The sequence below is a fragment of the Candidatus Aminicenantes bacterium genome (genome assembly GCA_026393795.1).
Taxonomy (GTDB): Bacteria; Acidobacteriota; Aminicenantia; order UBA2199; family UBA2199; genus UBA2199.
In genome coordinates this window covers 1-15,063 of the sequence record JAPKZL010000261.1, presented here as the reverse complement: position 1 = coordinate 15,063, position 15,063 = coordinate 1, and the positions used below count along the sequence as shown (strand labels likewise).

Below are 15,063 nucleotides of genomic sequence, written 5' to 3'. Positions count from 1 at the left end.
AAGAACGTGTCCTTGACGTTGTGGTCGGTGATGATGACGCCGATGCCCCGGTTCTTCAATTGCAGGATGGTCTTCTGGAGATCCATAATAGTGATCGGGTCGATGCCGGTGAAGGGTTCGTCCAGGAAAAGAAAGCGCGGGGCCATGATCATCGAACGGGCGATCTCCAGCCGCCGCTTCTCGCCGCCCGACAGCTGGTGGGCCTTCGATTCCCGGACCGCCAGCAGGCCGAAATCCTGCAGCAGGGCCAGGGTCTTCTGCCGGGCTTCCGCCTCGGGAAGGTATATTTCCAAAACCATGTACAAATTGTTAAAAACGGTGGCCTTCAGGAAAACCGAATGCTGCTGGGGCAAGTAGATCAGCCCTTTCTGCGATCGCTCGTAGGAGGGCATGGCGTTGATGTTCTCGCCGTTGAAAAACACCTGGCCGTTATCGGGCTGGACGATGCCGGCCATCATCAGGAACGTCGTCGTCTTGCCGGCGCCGTTTCGCCCCAGCAGGGCCGATATCTGGCCGGCCTTGAATTCCAGGTTGATGTTGTCGACCACCTTGACCCGGTGGTAGACCTTGGTCAGTCCCTTGGTCTGGAGCGTGTCCATCACAGTCCGAGTTCAAGGGCGATATTCTGCATGGCCGAGAGGCAGAGCTGCAGGAACTCGTCGAGGGAGAGGCCGAGTTTGGCGCAGCCCGCCATCTGTTCGCGCGAGGCGCCCTTGGCGAACGATTTTTCCTTGAAGCGCTTCTTCAGGAACGCGAGGTCGAGGCCGGCCAGCTTTTTATCGGGGTGCATCAGGGCGCAGGCGATGATGAAGCCGCTGGCCGGGTCGATGGTCAGCAGCGCGATGTCCATTTTCGAGCTCGGCTCCACCCGCAGGTTGTGGGCCTTGATGGCGTGGATGATGTCGTCGGCCAGGGAAAATCCGGCCAGCATGTCGGCCGTTTTTTCGGTATGCTTTTCCGGGGTGTCCACCGTGTAGGCGTAATCCAGGTCGTGCAGCAGCCCGGCCATGGCCCACGGCTCCGGGTCCTGCGCGAAACGGACGGCGAATTCCTTCATGCAGGCCTCGACGGCCAGGCAGTGCTTGACCAGGTTGCGGTTCTGCAAATGCTGCTGCAGCAGTTCAATGGCTTGATCGCGCGTCATCGGGAGCTCCTTCAGTCCCGATTATAAGCCGGCCGCCCCGAATATGCAAGACGATGCGGCGATTTGTTTCTTCTCATTGCCTGTGCTAAAATAATGGTGACAATCATGCAAAAGGGGTAAAAGCCAAGGAGGAAATTATGGCCCAAGAACAAGTGAAGGCTCCGTTCACGGAGATCCCGCCTGAAAAGAAATCCAAGAAATTCTATTATGTCATCGGCGCGCTGGCGCTGGTGATCCTGGTGTTGGCCTATTTCGCCTTCAAGGGGCCGTCCGGCCCGCCGGTTTCGCCGAAGATGAAGCAGATGCAGGAGACGGTGCAGCAGATTCAGAAGCTCGAGACCGGCATCCAGGAGAAGCAGAACGAAGTATTCACCGTTTTGGGCGAATACAAGAAAAAAACCGGGGAGGACCTGCCCGAAATCAACATCATGAACCTTTCCCCGGAACAGAAAAAGGTCCTGGAAGACAAGATCAAGAGCGAGAAGGATGTTTCCATCAAGTCGCTGCTGCAGGACATCCTGGAGAAGAACAACGACATTCAGAGCCTGACCGCCCGGTTGCAAGAGCTGGAGGCCATGCTACCCAAACCGCACGTGGTGGAAAAGGGCGAAAATCACTACCAGATCGCCATGAATTTCCTGCTCAACGAGAAGGGGGTCAAAAAAACCAGGGCCATGCAACTGGTGGAAAGGACGGCCCTGTTCGAACCGATCATCCCCGGCTTCAAAGTCTGGAATTTTTACAGCGAGGACGAATACGGCACCTTCATCACCCAGGGCAGCGCTCCCATCTCCCCCAACCAGATCCAGCGCAAGATCAAGAAGGAGCTGGTCGACGCCAAGGACAAGGCCATCGCCGAGAAGGATCAACTGCAGAGCGACATTACCGAGATGGAGGCCCGGCGCAACGAGCTGATCTCCCAGCTGGACCTGCTCAACCAGGAAAAACAGAACATGCTGACCCGGATGAGCGACCTCAACCAGCAGAACCAGGAGATGCAGACGGCGCTCAACTCGGTTTACTACGCCATGGACCTGCACCGGAACCTGACGCAGAAGGGCATCATCAAGGGCGGCTTCCTGCGCTCCACCAAACTGCAGAAGGTCGATTTCGCCATGTTCGACCGCTCGCTCGACCTGCGCACCGAGCCGGTCATCACGGTCAGCGCCGCCGATTTCGGCATCAACAGCATCAAGGACATCACCATCTATCCCAGCTACTTCGTCGCCGACGCCGACTTCAAGGTCGAATTCGACGAAACCGCGCAGAACGCGACCATCACCATCCTGGACGTCAAGAGATTCAAGAGCGAAAAGATCGCCATCGCCATCAAGTAGAACAAAGCGGACATTCATGATCGGCACCGTGCACGCCGTGGCCAAGGGCGGCGCCGGGATCATCCGTCTGGAAGACCGGACGGTGTTCGTGCCCGATGTCATCGCCGGCGAAACGGTGGAATTCTCCATCGAAGGCGGGCAAAAGGGAATCTGGCACGGCAGGCTGCAGCGCGTGCTCGAGCCTTCGCCGCAGCGGCGGCCGGCGCCCTGCCGCCATTACCGGGAATGCGGCGGCTGCAACCTGCAGCACATGGCCTACGACGAACAGCTGCGCTGCAAAAAGGAGATCCTGGGCGTTAACCTCAAAAAGATCGCCGCCTTCATGCCCGGGGAACCAGTCCCTGTCTTGCCATCGCCCCCTTTCCGCTACCGCAGCAAGATCGAACTCCAGGTGCGCGACTCGGCCATCGGCTTTTTCAGGAAAAAATCGCACCAGCTCGTGGCCATCGCCGAGTGCCTTTTGCTGGGCGAAGCAACGGAACGCTTCACGCTGGCGCCGCCGACCCTGCCGGCCGCGAGCACCGGCGTGCTGCAGATACTGAGCAACGGCAGCGAATTGGCGGCCCGGTTTGAAAAAGAGGCCGGCGCGCCCGTCTGGCTGACGGCCAATCGTTCGCTTTCGTTCGTTTTTCCCCGCTTCGGCTATCGCTGCGGTCCCGAGCATTTTATCCAGGCCAACCTGTTCCAGATGACGCCGATGCTGGGATTGCTGGACGGGGAACTGGCCGGGCGAACCAATGCCGGCACCGCCGCCGACCTCTTTTGCGGCGGCGGCTTTTTCACCCTGCTGCTGGCCCGGTACTTCCCGCGGGTACTGGCCCTGGAAAGCGACCCGGACAACCTGGCCGCCCTGCGCGCCAACCTGGAGTCCAACCGCATCGGCAACGTCGAGGTCCGCGCCGCCGACGCCCTGAAGGCCGAGCTGCCTCCCCTGGACCTGGCCGTTCTCGACCCGCCGCGGGGCGGACTATCCCCAGCGCTCATCTCCCGCATCGCCCGGGCCGGAACAAAGACGGTCATTTACTTTTCGTGCGATTCGGCCACCTTCGCCCGCGATTTGCGCCTGTTTTTCAAATATGGCTACGAGCTGCGCAATCTGCGCCTCATCGACAATTTTCCCCAGACCGATCACTTCGAGATTTTCTCGGTCTTAAAAAAAATCGACCTGTCGTAATTGTTTTTGTCAATTCGCCGAACTTATGCTATTACTATCCCATGAGAAAAATCGCAATTTTAATCATATTCATTTTCGCTGCTGCCTGGCTGCCCGCTGGCGACGATCATTTCGGCTGTTTCACCATCGTGGTCGGGAAAGAAGTCAGCGCCGACGGTTCGGTGCTGCTGGCCCACAACGAGGACGACTACGGCCGGTTGCTGGTCAATGTCTACAAGGTGGCTGCCCAGGAACACGGCAAGGGCGACTCGGTCGTTCTCGCCAACGGCCTCACCCTCCCCCAGGTGAAAAACACGGCCGGCATGCTCTGGCTGGAAATTCCCGAAAGTGAGGTCGCCGACGCCTTCGTCAACGAATACGGCGTTGCCGTGGCCTCCGATTCGTGCCCGTCGCGCGAGGACAAGCCGGAGCTGGTCAAGGGCGGCATCGGCTACATGCTGCGGCGCCTGGTCGCCGAAAGGGCGCAGACCGCCCGCGAAGGGGTGCGTATCGCCGGGGAACTGGTCTCCCAGTTCGGCTACAAATCATCGGGTCGCACCTATATCATCGCCGATGCCGGGGAGAGCTGGTTGCTGCAAATCGTCATGGGCAAGCACTGGGTCGCCCAGCGCGTTCCCGACAACGAAGCGGCCGTCATCGCCAACTGCTATACCATCGGTCCGGTCGACCTGGGCGACCAAAATAATTTCCAGGGCTCGCCCGATCTTATCGACTACGCCGTGCAGCGCGGCTGGTACAATCCGGAAAAGGACGGCGAGTTCGATTTTGCCCGCGCCTATTCGAATCCCGCCAACCTGGCCGACATGAGAAACACCCTGCGCCAATGGCAGGGCATCAACCTGCTGGCCGCCAAGTCCCGCAAATTGGAAGAACGCCTGCCGTTCTCCTTCAAGCCCAAGCGCGCTATCCGCCTCAACGACCTGTTCCGGGTCCTGCGCGACCATTATGAAGGGACCGATTACGACCTGAGCGACCACTACAAGAACGGTTCGCCCAATTCCGGCCGCAACCGTACCATCTGCACCGAGTCGACCCAGTACGCCTTCGTCGCCCAATTGCGCGACTGGCTGCCGGCCGAGATCGCCCATATCGTGTGGCTCTGCCTGCGCCGGCCGGACAGCAACGCCTTTTCCCCCTGGTACGTGGCCGCCGGTCAGTATCCCGACGGCTATGGCCTGAGCAATGCCGCCGACGCCTGGAAGAACCATTTTTCGCCGCTGCCGGCGCAGGCGCTGGAAGATTCCGGCTTGGCGTTCAACACCTATGCCAGGCTCTCGGAAATGATCGACAAGCAATACAAAGTCCGGATCGAAAAAACCCAGAAGCTATGGCGCAACCATGAGGATTTCCTGTTCCGCGACCTGAAGGACCACGAAAAGGAATTCGTCTACCTGCTGAAGACCAACAAAGCGGTGGCGCAGAAAATCATCGCCAACTATTTCCACAGCCTGGAATACCGCAGGTGGTTCCTGGCCCTGGAGTTGCTCAGGGAATTCCGCTAACAAGGGTACAGGGTCTAGGGTTCAGGGTAAAAACACTGAACCATATCCGGGAAGGAAGCAAAAATGTCGATTTCATCTTCGATTTCTTCTCTGTACCCTAAACCCTATACCCTGGCCCCTGAAACCGCTGGGGGTTCTGGCTACCGCTTGACCGGGGGCAGGTATTTTTTTAAAAGCAGCGAAAGGCTCACCACCGTGACCGAACTCATGGCCATGGCCAGCCCGGCCACTTCCGGCGGCAGCAGGATGCGCAGCCAGGGAAAAAACAGGCCGGCGGCCAGCGGGATCAGGGCGGTGTTGTAGGCGAAAGCCCAGAAAAGGTTCTGGCGGATGCGGCGCATGACCTTGCGGCTGAGCTGCACGGCGGCGACGGCGTCGCGCAAGTCATCTTTGACCAGGACAATATCGCCGCTTTCAATGGCCACGTCGGTGCCGCCGCCGACGGCGATGCCGATATCGGCCTGGGCCAGGGCCGGCGCGTCGTTGATGCCGTCGCCGACAAAAGCCACAATGTCACCTCCTTGCTGCAGGTTCTGCACCTCGCGCGCCTTGTCCCCGGGCAGGACTTGGGCGATGACCTTGTCGATCTGGAGCTGGCGGCCGATGACCGCGGCCGTGCGCGGGTTGTCGCCAGTGATCATGGTCACGGAAAAGCCCATGCCTTTGAAAGCCGCGACGGCCGGGGCCGCCGAATCCTTCAGCACGTCGGCCACGGCCAGGATGCCGGCCAATTGTCCGCCCGCGGCCAGCAAGACCACCGATTGTCCCTGCTCGGCCAGCTCGTGAATCCGCTTCTCGGCGGACGCCAAGCCGTTGATCCCCAACTGCTGAAAATAGGAGAAACTGCCGGCGACGATCTCCCGGCCGTCCAGCCGCGCCCGCACGCCCAGCCCTTCCAGCGTATCGAAGTCCGACACTTCCGCCACCGGCAGCTGCCGCTCCCGGGCGGCGCGCACGATGGCTTCGCCCAGGGGGTGCTGCGAGTTCCGTTCCACGGCGGCTGCCATTTGCAGCAGAGCGCTCTCGGAGACGCCCAGGGGGACAATGGCGGTCAGCCGCGGCTTGCCCGCGGTCAGGGTGCCGGTCTTGTCGAATACCACGGCGGTCAGTTTCCCGGCCGCCTCCAGCGCCTCGCCGCGCTTGATCAGGATGCCCAGCTCGGCGCCGCGGCCGATGCCGACGATGACCGCCGTGGGCGTCGCCAGCCCCAGGGCGCACGGGCAGGCGATGACCAGGACCGAGATCAGGGTGGTGAGGGCGAACAGGAACGTCTGACCTACGATGACGTACCAGCCGATAAAAGCCAGGGCGGCGACAGCCAGGATGACCGGCACGAAGACCGCCACCACCCGGTCGGCGACGCGCTGCAGCGGCGGCTTGGACCCCTGCGCCGTCTTGACCAGCTGGATGATCTGGGCCAGCATCGTTTCCTTGCCGACCTTGGTGGCCCGGAAGCGTAAGACGCCATTCTTGTTGATGGTGCCGCCGATCACGGCATCCCCCTGCCGCTTCAGTATCGGCAGCGGTTCGCCGCTGATCATCGCCTCGTCGACATAGCTGCTGCCGTCCAGCACCTGACCATCGACCGGGATCTTTTCGCCCGGCCGGACCAGGACAAGGTCGTCGACCAGGACCTCATCGGCCGCGATTTCGATTTCAACGCCGGCGCGGATCACCGTGGCCGACTGCGGCCGCAGGTCGAGCAGTTTTTTTATGGCTTCGGAGGTCTTGCCCTTGGCGCGAACCTCAAGGTATTTGCCCAAATTGAGGAACGTAGCCAGCAATATCACGGTGTCGTAAAACATAAAAGCGTGGAAGCGGCCGATGAACGTGGCCAGCAGGCTGGAAACCAGCGCCACGCCGATGCCCATGCTGTACATCACGTCCATGTTCAGGTTCCGGTTCCTCAATGCCATGCCGCCGGCGCGAAAGATCGGGAAAGCGAGAAAAACAATCCCGGGCAGGGAGAAAATGAGCATGGCCAGGCGCCAGCAAAAAGTGAAATGAACGGGCAGGAACATCACGGCCATCAGGGGCAAGCCGGTGACAAAGCCGGCGGCGATGCGGCGGCGCCGGGTGCGCATTTCCTTCTCCAGGAGTTTCTTCTCTTTTTCGCCCGCATCATCCTCGACGCCCAGATAGCGGTAACCCAGGGCTTCTATGGCTTGGCGCATCGGGTCCAGGCCGGTCTTGGCCCCGTCATATTCCACATAGGCCTGCTCGCTGCCCAGGTTGACCGTCGCCGACCCGACCCCGGGCAGCTGCCGCAAGGCCTTCTCGATCGCCCCCGCGCACATGGCGCAGGTCATGCCGCCGACCCGGATCTCCGCCTTGAGCCGATTCGTGTTTCCTGTCATGTTTCACCTTTTTCACGATTATATATGCAAATGGCTTTTTTTTCAGCATGGAAACCGCCCAAAAATTCTATTTGACAGGCCGGGCGATCCGGCTTAAAATAACAGCTCATGAAACCAGCCAAAAACTCGGAATCGGTCGTTTTCGCCGCCTTCAGCGCCAACATATTCATCGCCGCGGTCAAGTTCCTGGTGGCCTGGGTCACCGCTTCCTCGGCCATCCTGGCCGAAGCCGTCCACTCCAGCGCCGACACCCTCAACCAGATACTCCTCTTTATCGGCATCAAGAAGGCGGCCAAAAAAGCCGACGAGCTTCATCCTTTCGGCTTTTCCGGCGAAGCCTATTTCTGGTCCTTCATCGTGGCCATCATCCTGTTCACCAGCGGCGCCTTTTTTTCCATTTACGAGGGGGTGCGCAAGCTGCGCCACCCGGCCCCGGTCGACCACATTCTCTACGCCTTCCTGGTCCTGGGCATCGCCATGGTTGCCGAAGCGCTCTCCCTGCGCGTGGCCTTCAAGAAGATCAACGTGGAACGGGGCCGGACCGGGATCATCGCCTACCTGCGCAAGTCGAAAAAAGCGGAACTGATCGTGGTGTTCATGGAGGACACCGCGGCGCTGGTCGGGCTGACCATCGCCCTGGCCGCGCTGCTGCTCGAACATTTCACCGGGATTTTGTTTTTCGACGGCCTGGCCTCGATCCTGATCGGCGTACTGCTGGCCTGCACCGCGATGTTCATCGGCAACGAGACCCGGTCACTACTCATCGGCGAGGGCGCCGATCCGGAAATGCTCAGGAAGATCCGGCTGCTGCTGCTCAAGGAAGACAGCATCCAAAGGGTCATCCACATCCGCTCCCTGCACCTGGGGGCCGAGGACATCCTGCTGGCGGTCAAGGCCGAATTCGACGAGCACCTGAACACCGAGCAGATCTGCGTTGTGATCAACGGCCTGGAAAAAGACATCCGCAGTCAATTCCCCGAAGTGAACAAGATATTCATCGAACCGGATATGTTCCGCAGGCGCTAGCCGCCGCTATCCCTGCCGGGTCATGCCCTTGGCCATCCATTTGCGGGCCAACACCAGGGCGATGGGGGACGCCATGGCGATGAATGCGTACATCAGCCACATGGAGCCGGAACGCAAGGGCAGGCCCAGCCCGGGCTTGGGGCAGAAATGGGCGATCACGTACCCGGAATACAGCGACGTGATCATCTTGGTTAAAAACCACGGGAATTGGCCGATGCCCATGTACAAGCCCGTCTTGCCCTCCGGAGCGATCTCGGCTACCCACTGCAGGAAGCGGGGCTGCCACATGGCCTCGCCCACCGACATCAGCAGGATGTAGAGGAGAAACAGGTAGACGTTGGGACCGACGGCCAGCAGAAAAGTGGGCAGGGCCATGACGAACGTCCCGGCGATCATCATCTTGTAGATATTGCTGCGCGCCGTCAGGGCGGCGATCAGGGGCGACAGGACGAAGATCAGGATGGGGTTGAGGTTGGAAAAAACCTCGAAAAAGCGGCTGACCGACGTCCCGGCAAAGGCGCGGTCCAGGTAGTAGGGAATGGTCAACCAGTTATGGGCGAACAGGGTCTGCACCGGGATGAGGATGAAGATGAAAAACACGAAACGGAGGTCGCGGAACGGGTGCTCCGGCCGTAGGCGCAAAAATTCCCAGCCGGCGCCCAGGACGGCCAAAACCAAAAGGAGCAGCGGCACGGTTCCGGGCAAGCTGATTTTTCCCAGGCCGGACAGGATGAGCAGGGCCAGCGCGGCCAGGGCGAGGGTCAGCCAGGCATAGAAGGCGAGCATGGGGACATGCGCTTCGACCTTTTTTTCGGCCGCCGCGGCCTTGGCGTCGGCGGCCTGGTTCTGCTCGGCGGTGTTCATCTCCCGGGTTTCGCGCGCCACCTGCTCGACCGCCTGGCGGTCGACTTTGCGGCTGATGATCAGCAGGGTCAGTAGCGAACCGCCGAGGGTGATCGCGGCATAGATCCAGAAGACCGCGGCCAAGCCGTTGGGCGGGAACTTCAAGGCGAAGGCGTGCCGGGTGTTGGCCGAAACGAATCCAGAAAAAAAAGCCCCCAGGTTCATCAGGCCGTAGATCACGGCGTAGGCGACGGCGGCGGTCTGGGGGTTGGTATACCTTTTCACCCCGGCGTAGGCCGCCGGCATGTAAAGGCCGTAGGCGGCAACTGCCAGCAGTAGGCCGCCGGCCATGAGAAAAAACATGGGCGAGCCCATGCCGTGGCCCAGGGAAAGGGTGCCGGAGAGGGCGACCAGGATGCGGCCGAGCATCATCATTGCCAGCGAAAGGGCCAGGGAAACGCGCACGCCGATCTTGTCGGAGACGCCGCCGAAGAGCAGCATGGCAAACGTGATGCCGCCGGTGACGCCGCCATACACCCAGCCCGAATGGATATCGTTCAAAGCGATGTTCTCAGAGCAGAATTTGCCCAGGATGGTCAGGATGCCGAAATAGACCAGCCCTTCGAAGACGTAGGGGATGTTGACCCCCCAGAGCGCCCGCGGCGCCTTGAAGAAAGCCGCGAAGGTCGTGCGCAGTTCGTGCAGCGAGTTTTTTACGGCCGCCGCCAGGCCGGAGGTCTGTTTTTCAGTCATGTCGTTGTTTCCTCTCCGGACGAATAATATGAAAATAGGTTTCGATAATGGCGATCCCCAACAGGTTGAAACCGTAAAGCAGGCGCTGCGCGTTCCGCTCGGCCGGGGAGAAGCGGATGAGTTCGACCAGGGCAATGGAAAGCAGGACGGCCAGCAGCGCGTAAAAAAACCTGAGCCAGTGCCGGCGCTCGCGGCTGAGGAATATCAGGGCGCTCCAAGCCAAGGCGGTGAAGAAGGTCAACCCGGCCGCGCTCATGCCCAGCGAATGCAGCGGCGGTCGGAAGAGCGCCAGGTAGAAGGCGAAGGAAAAAAGGGCCAAGGCCAGGGGAAAGAGCTTCTCCAGGTTTTTCTTCATCTGCGCATCGATGATAATCGAATCGTCCTGCCGTTGTCAATCATCGTCTCACACCTCCGCCCCCGCGCCGGTTGAAATTTTTTATTTTTGCCTTTTTTTTTTGCCTTTACTTTTCTGCGGGCTTCACCTATAATTTTTCTGGAGGAACCAGTGGAAATATTGAATGTCTTAAAAAAATTCAACGGCCGGCGCCTGGATAATTTCCCGGACATCCACCACAGCAACCTGTTCAAGCGCATCAGGGAAAACTTCCACCTGGAGCTGTTTCTCAAGGGAAGCAATATGCTGTTCTCCCCTTTTTATACCCTGCTGCGCGGCGAGTCCTTTGCGGAATTGGAAGGCTTCCTGGCCCAGAACGAGGAATTCCTGGACAGCCTGAAGGATTTTATCGTCAACTCGCTCTTCGTCTACAGCGCCGTGATCGAGGAGAACGCCAACTACCTGTCCAACGAGCAGGACATCATCATCGGCCGCCTGATGTACCGCGACCACAACAAGTTCGAAGTCAAGCTCTACTCTCATTACCAGGAAGAGTTGCAAAGCGCCTACAACGACAAGATCTATCTCGGCCGCATCTTCGTCGACCTGAAGAAATTCGAAAAGGACTACCTAGGCCTGAACGAGTATTTCCATTCCATCCTGGAACAGAACAGCAAGATCCAGGAAAGGGCGCTGCACAAGCTGCGCTACTACGACCAATACAAGAAACCCTACCTGGACGAGATCGACTACCTGGCCAAGGAAGTCCACTCCGAAGCCTTGGAGCGCATCAAATTGCTCCCCAAGAACGATCTGAAGAATACGCCCACCGTCGCCCTGGTCGAGTGCATCGACAACCTGCTGCTCATCCAGAACCTGATGGTCGAGTTGAAGGATTTCACCCTGGAATTCGAAGGCAAGCTGCGCCTGGGCGAAGAGACCAACTACGTCAAGTACCTGTTCAAGTTCTCCAAGGACCTGATCAACGACATCAAGTACCTGAGCAAGCTCTACTACCTGATCAGCAACAAGATATCCAAGTATTCCCTCATCTGATGCTCAAATCGTCGCGCTGGATCCGGGAACAAGCCGAGCGCTGCCGGCTCATCGAGCCGTTCGTGGCCACCTCGGTCCGCGCCGGCGTCATCTCCTACGGGCTCGGGCCCTACGGCTACGACCTGCGCCTGGACCGGACCTACCGCCGCCCGGCCGGCCCGCCGGCGCTCATGGATCCGCACCAGATCAGCGACGCCAACTTCGAAACCGTCAGCGAGGAGCGCATCGTCATCCCGGCCGGCCATTTCATCCTGGGCCGGAGCGTGGAATATTTCCGCATGCCGAAAAAGATCCTCGGGCTGGTCTTCGGCAAGTCGACCTACGCCCGCTGCGGGGTCCTGGTCAACGTCACCCCCCTGGAGCCCGAATGGTCGGGATATCTGACCATCTCCATCGCCAATTGCGGCGCCTGGCCGGCCGCCTTGCACCCGGGCCAGGGCATCGCCCAGGTCGTCTTCATCGAGAGCTCCGAGCTCCCGGTGCAGTCCTACAAGGATCTCAAGGGCAAGTACGACGGCCAGGACGAGATCACGGTGGCCAGGATCCAGAAGGAATGACGTGTTGAAGGAGGCGCTGCAAAAAGGCGCGTTCGTCAAGCATTGCCCCTGTTCCCCCGGTTCGGTCCCCTGCGGCTACTTCAACCTCAACCTGCACAGCGGCTGCCCGTTCGCCTGCAGCTACTGCATCCTGCAAGCCTACCTGGAGGACAAGGACCAGGGGATTTTCTACAGCAACTGGGCCGACATGGAAGCCGAGTTGGAAAAATTCCTTGCCGCCAACGAGAAGGTCCGCATCGGCAGCGGCGAATTGAGCGATTCGCTGGCTTACGAGTATGTCCGCCCGAGCGCCGTTCGCGTCCTGGAGCTTTTCCGCAGATTCCCGCGGGCGCTATTTGAATTCAAGACCAAAGCGACCCAGGTGCGGTCGCTGCTGGCGGTCAAGGAGATCCCGGCCAACATCGTCGTTTCCTGGTCTTTGAACCCGCCCGAGCTCATCCGCGCCGAAGAGCGACTCACGCCGGGGTTGGCGGAGCGCTTGGCGGCCATGGCCGTTGTCCAGGAAAAGGGCTACCGCATCGGCGTCCATTTCGATCCGCTCATCCTCTTCCCCGGCTGGAAGAAACAGTACCGCGAGCTCATCCGTCGTTTGGCCGCGTTCATCCGCCCCGAGCGCGTCGCCTGGTGGAGCATGGGGGCGCTGCGTTTTCCAGCCGAACTGAAAAAGCACATTTTCAGGCAGCGTGCTTCGCGGCTGTTCTGGGGCGAACTGATCCCGGGAGCGGACGGCAAGTACCGCTACTTCACCCCGCTGCGCCTGGAGCTGTTTGCCTTCATCCGGGACGAGATAAAGAAACGGCTGACCGGGGAGATCCCGCTCTACCTGTGCATGGAAGACGCATACACCTGGAGCCAGATCCTGCCCGGATTGCCGGCCGAGGAAAAGGCAGTCAATCGTTATCTTTATGAGTCGGCCACGCGCCCGGGGAAGACATAAAATGAAAATCGGCTACCCCTGCCTCAACCGTTCGCTCGGCTGCACCTCCAGCCGCACATTCCGCCTGGGCTCCTACTCCCCCGAGCGTCTGCTGGCGACCGTTCGTGAGAAGCTGCTATGCCTGCGCCGGCGGCTGGAGTTCAACCGCGCCAACGTCCTGCTGTTGTTCCGCGTCACGTCGGACCTGGTTCCCTTCGCCTCGCACCCAGTCTCCCGAGTCCGCTGGCCGGCAGTGTTTGCCGCCGAATTTGCCGAGCTGGGGGCCTTCATCAAAAAAAGCGGGATGAGGATCTCCATGCACCCCGATCAATTCACCCTGATCAATTCGCCCGATCCAGATATTTTCAAGCGCAGCGCCGCCGAGCTCAAGTACCATGCCCGCGTCCTCGACCTGCTGGGTCTCGACCGCTCCGCGAAAATCCAAATCCATGGCGGCGGCGTCTACAATGACAAGCCGGCGAGCCTAGACCGTTTCTGCCTCCGTTTCGAACGGCTCGAGCCAAGCGTCCGCCGCCGCCTGGTGGTGGAGAACGATGACCGCCAGTACAGCCTCGACAACTGCCTGCACATCAGCCGCCGCACCGGCATCCCCGTCCTTTTCGATTCCTTCCACCACCAGTTGAACAACGAGGGCGAGGAGCTGGCAACAGCCATTTCCCTGGCAGCGGCCAGCTGGAGAAAAAGCGACGGCGTGCCCATGGTCGACTACAGCTCGCAGAAAAAGGGCGAACGCCGCGGCAGCCACGCCGAGAGCATCAGTCTGAAGGGCTTTTCCCGCTTCCTGCGTGCGGCCGGCCGCGCCGATTTTGACATCATGCTGGAAATCAAAGACAAGGAGAAGAGCGCCTTGCGCGCCCGCCGCTTCCTGGCTAAAATGGGACGGATCTGAAATCGGCCGGAAGCAAAGGAGGTACGATGGTCCAATTGTTGGCTACGGCAACGGTCATCGCCCTGATTTACATGATCCTGGTCTTCATCATCGCCCTGGCCAGGAAAAATAACGGCATCGTCGATATCGCCTGGGGCTTGGGCTTTATCCTTGTCGGCACAACGGTATTTGCCTTGTACGGCCAGTGCCGGCCCCGGCAATGGCTGGCCCTGGCGCTGCTTTGGACCTGGGGCGGCCGTCTGGCCCTGCACATTTTCCAACGCAACCGCGGCAAGGAAGAGGATTTCCGTTACGCCGCCTGGCGCAAAAGCTGGGGAAAATATTTCTTGCTGCGCAGTTTCGGCCAGATATTCATGCTGCAGGGTCTTTTACTGCTGGTGGTCATCACGCCGGTGCTGCTGATCGTCGGCCAGGAGCAGCCGCCATTAAACCTGCTGGACGGCCTGGGCATGCTGGTCTGGCTGACCGGTTTTTCGTTTGAAACCAGCGGCGACCGCCAGCTGGCCGCTTTCATCAAGAATCCGGCCAACCGCGGCAAGCTCATGACCGGCGGCTTGTGGCGCTATACCCGCCATCCCAACTACTTCGGAGAAGCCACTCTGTGGTGGGGCATGGCCGTCATCGCCCTTTCCGCCCCCCGGGGCTGGCTGGGGCTGGTCGGGCCCGCGCTCATCACCTTCCTGCTGCTGTTCGTCTCCGGCGTGCCGCTGCTGGAAAAAAAGTACCGCGGCCGGCCCGATTTCGAGGAGTACAAGAAAAAGACCCCGATCTTTTTCCCTTGGTTCCCCAAGAAACCGTAAAAAAAAAGTTCGTCGGCTATGGAACCCCTTCCGCGGCCAGAACACAAAATACAACATTGACAATATCGATTGGATGAATTAAGCCTCAAGCAATTTGCCAGGGGCAATATTCTTGAATGGAGCAACGCAAATGGATGGCGACACAAACCTCATTCCTCCCCATGGCGGCGACCGCAAGCTGCGCAGCTTTCAAACCGCCCAGCTGGCGTATGACCTGACGGTTGTTTTTTGCGGCCGTTTCATCGACAAGCGTTCACGTACCCATGACCAGATGGTGCAGGCGGCTCGCAGCGGCGTGCAAAATATCGCCGAAGGAAGCATGGCTTCGGCCACATCGAAGAAAACGGAACTGAA

Annotated in this window: 15 protein-coding genes; 10 read left to right on the top strand and 5 right to left on the bottom strand. The window is 59.9% G+C overall.

Features of this window, described 5'->3' with window-relative positions:
* Both lptB and NTW95_12950 read right to left on the bottom strand, forming a co-directional pair.
* The coding region (lptB, locus tag NTW95_12955; protein MCX6558319.1) for an LPS export ABC transporter ATP-binding protein at window positions 1-599 on the bottom strand (599 nt) is incomplete at its 3' end.
* Window positions 599-1,144, bottom strand: coding sequence for an HDIG domain-containing protein (locus NTW95_12950; protein ID MCX6558318.1), 546 nt, complete (start codon window positions 1,142-1,144; stop codon window positions 599-601). The genes lptB and NTW95_12950, both read right to left, overlap by 1 nt.
* 137 nt (window positions 1,145-1,281) lie before the next feature.
* Between NTW95_12950 and NTW95_12945 the strand changes: the two genes are divergently transcribed.
* The 3 genes from NTW95_12945 to NTW95_12935 are packed head-to-tail and all read left to right on the top strand — an operon-like array spanning window position 1,282 to window position 5,157.
* Window positions 1,282-2,481: a hypothetical protein gene (locus tag NTW95_12945; protein ID MCX6558317.1), complete on the top strand. Its 1,200-nt coding sequence runs from the start codon at window positions 1,282-1,284 to the stop codon at window positions 2,479-2,481.
* A gap of 16 nt (window positions 2,482-2,497) precedes the next feature.
* The gene (locus tag NTW95_12940; protein ID MCX6558316.1) at window positions 2,498-3,655 is read left to right on the top strand and encodes a methyltransferase; all 1,158 of its coding nucleotides are present in this window, start codon (window positions 2,498-2,500) and stop codon (window positions 3,653-3,655) included.
* 41 nt (window positions 3,656-3,696) lie between these two features.
* On the top strand, window positions 3,697-5,157 hold the full coding sequence (locus NTW95_12935) for a C69 family dipeptidase (GenBank protein ID MCX6558315.1): 1,461 nt from the start codon (window positions 3,697-3,699) through the stop codon (window positions 5,155-5,157).
* A 140-nt stretch (window positions 5,158-5,297) separates the two neighbouring features.
* Here NTW95_12935 and NTW95_12930 read toward each other — a convergent pair whose 3' ends face one another.
* Window positions 5,298-7,514 carry a heavy metal translocating P-type ATPase gene (locus tag NTW95_12930; GenBank protein MCX6558314.1) on the bottom strand — a complete coding sequence of 739 codons (2,217 nt, stop codon included), beginning with the start codon at window positions 7,512-7,514 and terminating at the stop codon, window positions 5,298-5,300.
* 108 nt (window positions 7,515-7,622) lie between these two features.
* On the opposite strand from NTW95_12930, the gene NTW95_12925 reads away from it, so the two are divergent.
* Window positions 7,623-8,540: a cation diffusion facilitator family transporter gene (locus NTW95_12925; protein ID MCX6558313.1), complete on the top strand. Its 918-nt coding sequence runs from the start codon at window positions 7,623-7,625 to the stop codon at window positions 8,538-8,540.
* Window positions 8,541-8,546: 6 nt separating this feature from the next.
* Here the strand turns inward: NTW95_12925 and NTW95_12920 are convergent, their stop codons facing one another.
* Together NTW95_12920 and NTW95_12915 are read right to left on the bottom strand one after the other, a co-directional pair.
* Window positions 8,547-10,136: an MFS transporter gene (locus NTW95_12920; GenBank protein MCX6558312.1), complete on the bottom strand. Its 1,590-nt coding sequence runs from the start codon at window positions 10,134-10,136 to the stop codon at window positions 8,547-8,549.
* On the bottom strand, window positions 10,129-10,491 hold the full coding sequence (locus NTW95_12915; GenBank protein ID MCX6558311.1) for a hypothetical protein: 363 nt from the start codon (window positions 10,489-10,491) through the stop codon (window positions 10,129-10,131). The genes NTW95_12920 and NTW95_12915 overlap by 8 nt, the downstream gene beginning before the upstream one ends.
* A 150-nt stretch (window positions 10,492-10,641) precedes the next feature.
* Between NTW95_12915 and NTW95_12910 the strand changes: the two genes are divergently transcribed.
* The 6 genes from NTW95_12910 to NTW95_12885 form a co-directional block, all read left to right on the top strand.
* Window positions 10,642-11,526 (top strand): hypothetical protein, encoded by an 885-nt coding sequence (locus NTW95_12910; protein ID MCX6558310.1) that lies wholly within the window; start codon window positions 10,642-10,644, stop codon window positions 11,524-11,526.
* The gene (gene dcd, locus NTW95_12905) at window positions 11,526-12,083 is read left to right on the top strand and encodes a dCTP deaminase (protein ID MCX6558309.1); all 558 of its coding nucleotides are present in this window, start codon (window positions 11,526-11,528) and stop codon (window positions 12,081-12,083) included. The genes NTW95_12910 and dcd overlap by 1 nt, the downstream gene beginning before the upstream one ends.
* Before the next feature lies 1 nt (window position 12,084).
* A complete protein-coding gene (locus NTW95_12900) occupies window positions 12,085-13,020 on the top strand; it encodes a hypothetical protein (protein ID MCX6558308.1) in 936 nt (311 codons plus the stop codon).
* 1 nt (window position 13,021) lies between these two features.
* The gene (uvsE, locus tag NTW95_12895) at window positions 13,022-13,909 is read left to right on the top strand and encodes a UV DNA damage repair endonuclease UvsE (GenBank protein ID MCX6558307.1); all 888 of its coding nucleotides are present in this window, start codon (window positions 13,022-13,024) and stop codon (window positions 13,907-13,909) included.
* 26 nt (window positions 13,910-13,935) lie between these two features.
* Window positions 13,936-14,709, top strand: coding sequence for a DUF1295 domain-containing protein (locus NTW95_12890; protein ID MCX6558306.1), 774 nt, complete (start codon window positions 13,936-13,938; stop codon window positions 14,707-14,709).
* 130 nt (window positions 14,710-14,839) lie between these two features.
* The coding region (locus NTW95_12885) for a four helix bundle protein (GenBank protein ID MCX6558305.1) at window positions 14,840-15,063 on the top strand (224 nt) is incomplete at its 3' end.

Coding starts and splice junctions, on each gene's coding strand:
- NTW95_12945 (MCX6558317.1), top strand. CDS start 1,282: ATGGCCCAAGAACAAGTGAAGGCTCCGTTCACGGAGATCCCGCCTGAA.
- NTW95_12935 (MCX6558315.1), top strand. CDS start 3,697: ATGAGAAAAATCGCAATTTTAATCATATTCATTTTCGCTGCTGCCTGG.
- NTW95_12950 (MCX6558318.1), bottom strand. CDS start 1,144: ATGACGCGCGATCAAGCCATTGAACTGCTGCAGCAGCATTTGCAGAAC.
- NTW95_12915 (MCX6558311.1), bottom strand. CDS start 10,491: ATGAAGAAAAACCTGGAGAAGCTCTTTCCCCTGGCCTTGGCCCTTTTT.
- NTW95_12940 (MCX6558316.1), top strand. CDS start 2,498: ATGATCGGCACCGTGCACGCCGTGGCCAAGGGCGGCGCCGGGATCATC.
- dcd (MCX6558309.1), top strand. CDS start 11,526: ATGCTCAAATCGTCGCGCTGGATCCGGGAACAAGCCGAGCGCTGCCGG.
- NTW95_12925 (MCX6558313.1), top strand. CDS start 7,623: ATGAAACCAGCCAAAAACTCGGAATCGGTCGTTTTCGCCGCCTTCAGC.
- uvsE (MCX6558307.1), top strand. CDS start 13,022: ATGAAAATCGGCTACCCCTGCCTCAACCGTTCGCTCGGCTGCACCTCC.
- NTW95_12920 (MCX6558312.1), bottom strand. CDS start 10,136: ATGACTGAAAAACAGACCTCCGGCCTGGCGGCGGCCGTAAAAAACTCG.
- NTW95_12930 (MCX6558314.1), bottom strand. CDS start 7,514: ATGACAGGAAACACGAATCGGCTCAAGGCGGAGATCCGGGTCGGCGGC.
- NTW95_12890 (MCX6558306.1), top strand. CDS start 13,936: ATGGTCCAATTGTTGGCTACGGCAACGGTCATCGCCCTGATTTACATG.